General features: G+C 42.8%; 5 protein-coding genes. 1 reads left to right on the top strand and 4 read right to left on the bottom strand.

Annotated features, from left to right (window positions below; all coding sequences use genetic code 11):
* Positions 1–2488 (top strand): protein kinase domain-containing protein (locus tag IQ229_RS23740; protein WP_228013199.1); only part of this gene is annotated, 2488 nt, incomplete at its 5' end.
* 5 nt (positions 2489–2493) lie between these two features.
* Here the strand turns inward: IQ229_RS23740 and fabD are convergent.
* The 4 genes from fabD to IQ229_RS05820 all read right to left on the bottom strand — a co-directional run bounded on the left by fabD (position 2494) and on the right by IQ229_RS05820 (position 7392).
* Positions 2494–3375 carry an ACP S-malonyltransferase gene (fabD, locus tag IQ229_RS05835; protein ID WP_194042079.1) on the bottom strand — a complete coding sequence of 294 codons (882 nt, stop codon included), beginning with the start codon at positions 3373–3375 and terminating at the stop codon, positions 2494–2496.
* Positions 3376–3463: 88 nt separating this feature from the next.
* The gene (locus tag IQ229_RS05830; protein WP_194042077.1) at positions 3464–4456 is read right to left on the bottom strand and encodes a beta-ketoacyl-ACP synthase 3; all 993 of its coding nucleotides are present in this window, start codon (positions 4454–4456) and stop codon (positions 3464–3466) included.
* 183 nt (positions 4457–4639) lie between these two features.
* A complete protein-coding gene (gene plsX, locus IQ229_RS05825; protein ID WP_194042075.1) occupies positions 4640–5662 on the bottom strand; it encodes a phosphate acyltransferase PlsX in 1023 nt (340 codons plus the stop codon).
* Positions 5663–5910: 248 nt separating this feature from the next.
* Complete coding sequence (locus tag IQ229_RS05820) at positions 5911–7392, bottom strand: leucyl aminopeptidase (RefSeq protein WP_194042073.1); 1482 nt, start codon at positions 7390–7392, stop codon at positions 5911–5913.
* Positions 7393–7576: the final 184 nt, after the last annotated feature.

The raw sequence follows: 7576 nt of genomic DNA, 5'->3' as shown, positions 1-7576 counted from the left end.
ATGCAATATCTTAGATATACTCTATCGCCATCGAATTATTCATAAAGATATTAAACCAGCCAATATTTTAATTAATCCAGAAACAAAACAAGTCAAATTAATAGATTTTAGTATTGCATCTTTGCTGCCACAGGAAACTCAAACACTAATCAGTCCCAATGTGTTAGAAGGGACACTCGCTTACATTTCTCCAGAACAAACCGGAAGAATGAATCGGGGGATTGACTACCGTACTGACTTTTATTCTTTAGGCGTAACGTTCTATGAATTGTTAACTGGAAAATTACCGTTTCAGTCAGATGATCCAATGGAATTGGTGCATTCTCATATTGCCAAACAACCGCCTTCAGTTATCAGTTATCAGTTATCAGTTAGCAGTACAGAAATTCCCCAAGTTTTATCTGACATCGTCATGAAATTGATGGCGAAAAATGCTGATGACCGTTATCAAAGTGCGTTAGGACTGAAATTTGATTTAGAAACTTGTTTAACTCAACTTCAGGAAACAGGTAAAATTAACAGTTTCCCAATTGCACAACGAGATGTATGCGATCGCTTTCTCATTCCTGAAAAACTCTATGGGCGAGAAACAGAAGTAGCAACTTTAGTTCAAGCATTTGAGCGCGTTAGTGAAACGATCGCCTTTCGTGGAACTTCCTCATCTACTCGCACTTCCACCACTGGCAACGCTAGTATTTCTGATACGCTGGATTTTACCTCTGTCCTCAAAGCAGCTCTTGCTATTTCCAGTTCTTTAGAATTAGATACACTTATTGCTAGTCTTAACCATATTCTCCTCGAAAACTCTGGTGCGAAAAAATGTGTATTGCTGCTTCCTGAAGATGATATTTGGCAAGTACGAGCAATTACTTTTATTCATGATGATGAAATAGAAACTATCCTCAGCCGACAATCACTAGCCAATTGTCCAGATATTCCTGTAAGAATTATTAATTACGTCAAAAATACCCAACAAACAGTTGTTATAGACAATTGTAAAACAGATATTCCTGGCGTAGTTGAGGAATATATGTTGCAACATCAGCCCCAAAGTGTATTTTGTACTCCGCTTATTAATCAAGGGCATTTGGTAGGTATTATTTATCTAGAGAATAAACTGACTCAAGGGATATTTAATAGCGATCGCCTCAGCCTAATTAACTTACTTTCTTCCCAAGCAGCAATATCCTTAGAAAATGCCCAATTGTACACTAATTTACAGGACACCGAAGCCCGCTTCCAGCGCCTTGCAGAAAATGTTCCGGGAATGATTTATCAATTCCAACTTTTACCAGATGGTATTGCCAGGTTTAACTACGTTAGCACTGGTTGTTATGAAATTTACGGAGTTTCATCAGAGCAGGCGGTAGCTGATGCGAGCAGCTTGATATCTCGAACTCACCCAGAGGATATGGCGCGTTTTCAAGAGTGTATTACCATTTCTGCTCAAACCTTGGAGCCTTGGCAATATGAAGGACGAATTATTACCCTTTCCGGTCAGTTAAAATGGATTCAAGCCGCATCCCGTCCAATCAAACAAGCTGATGGCTCAATTATTTGGGATGGCTTGTTATTAGATGTTACAGACCGCAAACAAGCCGAAACCGCCGTAATTCAAAAATCCCAAGAATTGAAAAAAACTTTAGAAGAATTACAACAGGCACAATTACAAGTTGTTCAAAGTGAGAAAATGTCTGCATTGGGTAATTTAGTTGCCGGGGTAGCCCATGAAATGAATAATCCTTTGGGCTTTATTGCTGCAAGCCTCAAACAAACTAAACCCACCATTGCGGATATTGTTGAACACTTGAAACTATATCAAGCAAGTTTCCCCAATCCTGATGAGCAAATCAAAGAACATGCCGAAGAAATTGACTTGGATTATAGCTTAGAAGACTTACCCAAGATTATTGATTCAATGTTAATAGCGTGCGATCGCCTCCACAATATCAGTACTAGTCTTCGTACTTTCTCCCGCGCTGATAAAGATTATAAAGTGTTATTTAATATCCACGAAGGTATCAACAGTACAATTTTAATTCTCAAACATCGCCTGAAAGCAAATGAACAACGACCAGCTATTGAAGTGATAACTAAGTATGGTAATTTGCCCCAGGTGGAATGTTTCCCTGGTCAACTAAATCAGGTGTTTATGAACATCCTGGCTAATGCGATTGATGCTTTGGAAGAATCAAACACTGGGCGAAGTTTTGAGGAAGTAAAGGCTAATCCCAACCGGATTACAATTACAACCTCAGCAGAAAATAAAGGCATAAAAATTGCCATTGCTGATAACGCAAAAGGGATGACTGAAGAAGTCAAACATAAAATATTTGACCACTTATTTACTACTAAATCTGTCGGTAAAGGTACAGGATTAGGATTAGCGATCGCTCGTCAGATTGTTGAAGAAACCCACAATGGTAAATTGGGTTTTAACTCTATTCTGGGTGAGGGTACAGAATTTTTCATTGAAATAAAGTTTTAATAACACTAACCAGGTAAATCAGCAGCACTCTGGATATTTTTTAATATTAAATCAGGGCTACTACGTTTAATTAAACCAGTTAGGACTTTACCAGGGCCAATTTCTACTACTTGCTCGATGCCATTGGCTGGTAATTGCAGAGAAATTTCTCGCCATCTTACAGAACCAGTCATTTGTTTATTCAAGCGTTGCTTTAAAATCTCGGCATCAATAGATGGAATTGGTTCTACATTAGACAACACTGGAACAGTAGCTGGTTGAAATTCCACAGATTCTAGAATGTCTTGAAATTCCGCCGCCGCTGGTGCTATTAAATGTGAATGAAATGCTCCAGAAACTTTTAGGGGAATAGCACGCTTGGCTTTCACTTGAGTCATCACTGCTTGTACAGCCTCAGTCGTGCCTGAAATTACTACCTGAGCCGAACTATTGTCATTCGCCAGCACCACATCAGGGTTTTCGGCAATGGCTTTTTCCAACTGTTCGCTGTCAAAATTCATCAAAGCCGCCATCATCCCACCGACGGCGCTATCCATGAGTTCTGCACGGCGCTTTACTAGATATAAACCAGCTGACCACTCAAAGACACCCGCTACATAAAGGGCAGAATATTCTCCCAAACTGTGGCCAGCAACTAAATCTGGCTGGTGTCCTCGTTCTCGCAGAAGGTCAGCAAGAATGCTTTCTACCACATAAAGACTTGGCTGAGTGTATAGCGTCTGTGATAACTTCTCTTCTTGAGTTTGACAAATTTCAGTTACAGACCAGCCCAAAATATCCTCAGCTTTGGCAAGCTTGTCTTTAGCGGACGGTATATCTAGTAAATCCATTCCCATTCCCAGCGTTTGGGAACCTTGTCCGGGAAACACCCATGCAGTTTTTGTCATTTGTCAATAGTCAGTGGTCATTGGTCATTTGTCATTGGTCATTTGTCATTCACAAAAGACAAATGACTAATGACTAATGACAAAATATTTATTTTCCCCATTGAAAAATTGCCGCGCCCCAGGTAAGACCGGCACCAAAACCGGATGTCGCAACGATGTCATTGGGTTTAATTTTACCTTGTCGTACCGCTTCATCTAAAGCTAAGGGGATGGAAGCAGCTGAGGTATTGCCGTACTGGGCGAGATTACTTATAACTTTATGTTCTGGGATGTTTAGTCGTTGGGCAACGGCATCGATAATCCGTTGATTGGCTTGATGTAATATCAGCCAATCTATTTTATCGACGCTGATGTTGGCTTGAAACAAGGCTTTATCAATGATTTCTGGCACTTTTTGCACAGCAAAACGATAGACTTCTTTGCCGTTCATCGTAATTGGTTGGTAAGTGCCTTTGGTGATATTTACATCAGTCACCAGTTCTTGAGAAGTTCCTGCATAAGCAAGGTTGAGGTAATGATTTTGAGTACCATCACTTTTAAGTGCAAATCCTAATAAGCGATCGCTTTTGGCAGCTTGTAACACCACTGCCCCAGCACCGTCACCAAACAATACACAAGTGCGCCGATCTTCCCAATCAACCCAGCGAGAGAGTATATCTGCCCCTATCAACAGTACATTTCTATAGGCGCCAGTTCTAATGTATTGGGCTGCTGTAACCAAACCAAACACAAAGCCAGAGCAGGCAGCGGTCAAGTCAAAGGCGACTGCGTTAGTGGCTCCCAATTGCGCCTGTACTTTACAAGCAGTACCAAACAAATCATCAGGGGTGGAAGTCGCTAGCAGAATCAGGTCTAGGTCTTCTGGTTTAATTCCTGAAGCGGCGATCGCCTGACTGCTAGCGGCAGTAGCGAGTACACTCAAGGACTCAGATGGCAGAGCTAATCGACGCTCACGAATTCCCGTTCTTGTAGCGATCCACTCATCTGATGTTTCAACTAGTTCACTCAATGTCTCGTTGTGTAGGGAAGTTGCTGGTACTGCCGAGCCGCTTCCGGTGATTGCTACGCCTAAGTTTTGCACTCTTAATCTCCCAAGCTATCAGCTTTTTGTCTTTTGTCCTTTGTCCTTTGTCCTTTGTCATTTGTCATTTGTCCTTTGTTATTTGTCCTTTGTCATTTGTCATTTGTCCTTTGCAAATGACTAATGACGAATGACTAATGACGAATGACTAATGACCAATGACCAATGACTAATGACCAATGACTAACCACTTTCGCGCTCTAGGATATATTGGGACTGAATTCGTTGTATCACCTGGTTGTCAACGGCTTCTTTTGCCATGCGAATTGCATTGAAAATTGAAGGTGCTTGGGAGCTACCGTGACCGATAAAACAGACTCCTGCCACGCCTAGCAGTAAAGCACCACCATGTTCTGCGTGATCCATTCGCTGCTTAATCCGCTTCAAGTTGGGTTTTAAGAGTGCGGAACCGATTTGACCGTGCAATCCTTGGGGTAATTCTTCCCGCAGAATTTGCAGAATCACTTCTCCAACGGCTTCGGCAAATTTTAACAATACATTGCCGACAAAGCCATCGCAGACAATTACATCAAAGCGACCAGAAAGCACATCACGCCCTTCAGCATTGCCAATAAAATTAATTTGGGAATTTTCGCGTAGCAGTTGGTGGGCGCGGACGGCTGCATCTTTGCCTTTAGAGTCTTCTTCACCGATATTCAGCAAACCCACCTTCGGTTCATCTGTACCCAAAACATACTTACTGTAAGCCGATCCCATAACGCCAAACTGCTCTAAGAACTTGGGGCGGCAATCTACATTTGCGCCAACATCAAGTACTAGCACTGGCTTACCAGCAATAATTGTGGGAAAAACTGTCCCGATCGCTGGGCGATCGATTCCTGGCAATCGTCCTAAACGGAGCAAAGCTGATGCCATAGCGGCTCCAGAGTGACCAGCCGAAAATACGGCATCTGCCTTTTGTTGCTTGACTAAATCCATCGCTACATTGATAGAAGCCTTGCGTTTGCGTCTAACTGCATTTAAAGGCTCCTCATCCATCGCGATCGCTTCTTCAGCATTCACGATCTCTACCTGCCCTAAACTTGTTTTTGATGGCAAGGCAGCTTCTATTTGTTGGGGATCGCCAACCAACAATATATCTACACCCAATTCTTCTCTTGCCCGCAATGCGCCAGCAACGATTTCACCGGGTGCATGATCCCCTCCCATTGCGTCAATTGCGATCCGTACACGAGTCGATCCCATTGCTCACAGCTTCTAGAAACCTTACAAATTTTACCAGATGGCAAAGCCCGAAAAAGCTTAATTTTCTGACCGCCAAATTAATTCTGTTACTATTGCAACAATTTTTACTGGCACGCTCAAGATAGCACGAATTGTTGAGTATTGGGCATGGGGCATGGGGCATTGGGCATTGGGATTAGGGGAAAGGTGACAGGTGATAGGGAATAATCTGTACCCTGTAACCTTTACTCTATTCCCCTCTTGACTCCCTATTCACCACTTCCCAGCACCCAATCGACTAACGTCCGAACGCCGTAACCAGTTGCCCCTGCGCCGTTGTAGCCATTTTCTTTATCTGTCCACACTGGGCCAGCAATATCTATGTGTGCCCAAGGGGTTTGTTTGACGAATTGCTTGAGGAAAAGGGCAGCGGTAATTGCACCACCTGGACGCGGGCCTGTATTTTTCATATCCGCTATACCAGACTTTAACCCTTCAAAATATTTTTCTTCCATTGGCATCCGCCAAATCTTTTCTCCTGAAGTTTCCGCAGCTTTTTCGATTTGGGAAGCGACAGCTTCATCGGGAGTGTACAAACCAGCAATATCTTCACCCAAGGCAATGACGTTGGCACCAGTCAGGGTGGCTAAATCCACGATCGCATCTAATCCCAATTTGTCGGTATACACTAAGGCATCTGCTAAGGTCAAACGTCCTTCAGCGTCGGTGTTGTTCACTTCGATTGTTTTGCCATTTGATGCTGTGAGAATGTCTCCTGGACGCATGGCACGACCGCTAATCATGTTTTCGGTTACAGCGGAGATGAAGTGAACTTCCGAATCTGGCTTAATTTGAGCAATTGCTTTGGCTGCGCCCAAGGTAGCAGCTGCACCGCCCATATCAATTTTCATAGTTTCGATGCCGCTACCAGCACCTTTGATGTTGAGTCCGCCGGAGTCGAAGGTTAAACCTTTGCCAATAATTGCTAATTTCTTTTTGGGTGTACCTTCTGGCTTATAAGTTAGGTGAATAAATTTTGGTGGCAAATCGGAAGCTTGGGCTACTCCCAAAAATGCACCCATGCCCAACTTTTCGCAGTCTTCTCGTTCCAGAATTTCTAGTTGTAAACCATAATCCTTGGCGATCGCTTGAGCAGTTTCGGCTAAGGTAATTGGTGTGACTGCGTTGGCTGGTGCTGCCACTAATTGCCGTGCCAAATTTACCCCAGAAACAATTTGATTGGCGCGGGTAATGGCGGCTTCTTGTCCACCGAAACCCAGTAAATCTATACTTTCTATTTGTGAACCTTTATCTTCTGGTTCGGATTTAAAGCGAATATCTTGATAGAGTGCTAATTCCACACCTTCTGCGATCGCTTGGGCACTGGCGGCTGGATCGTTATTCCACAATGGAAAACTAAAACCCAGAATTTTGCTTTTTTGCTTTTTTCCTACCCTAGCTACAGCCGCAGCAGCGCGGCGCAGAGTATCTAGTTTTAGTGCATCTGGTTTACCTAAACCGACCAAAATCAATTTCCGCACTGGGCTATCAGCATTTACACGGGTGAAAATAGTGCTATTGGCTTTACCTTTAAATTCTTCTTCAGTAATCAGTTCTTTTAATACCCCGGAAAACTTTTGATCTAAAGTAGCTAGTTCTCCGGTTAACTCTACTGCATCTTCAAATAATCCAATTGCCAAACTATCACCTGCCCACTCTAGTAAAGGCTTATCACTAGGTTGAATTTTCATTTTGGGATTTTGCGTAAATATTCCTTCTTGTACCAGTATTGCTCAAAATTCTTGTTTCATGGTGTAAGGAGCGGGCATTGGGGCATTGGGGAGCAGGGGTCAGCAAGTATAAATTAATAAATTAGTATAAATAACACTCGTCAATGAGTCTTTGATACTCGTTAATCCACCTCAGAACTCCGTT

Source organism: Nostoc cf. edaphicum LEGE 07299, assembly GCF_015207245.1.
Taxonomy (GTDB): Bacteria; Cyanobacteriota; Cyanobacteriia; order Cyanobacteriales; family Nostocaceae; genus Nostoc; species Nostoc edaphicum_B.
Note: the sequence above shows the minus strand (reverse complement) of the source record. Positions and strands in the feature narration are given on the sequence as shown.

What these genes read in the sequence shown, in the direction of transcription:
- fabD (WP_194042079.1), bottom strand. Translation starts at nt 3,375, where the DNA reads ATGACAAAAACTGCATGGGTGTTTCCCGGACAAGGTTCCCAAACGCTG.
- plsX (WP_194042075.1), bottom strand. Translation starts at nt 5,662, where the DNA reads ATGGGATCGACTCGTGTACGGATCGCAATTGACGCAATGGGAGGGGAT.
- IQ229_RS05820 (WP_194042073.1), bottom strand. Translation starts at nt 7,392, where the DNA reads ATGAAAATTCAACCTAGTGATAAGCCTTTACTAGAGTGGGCAGGTGAT.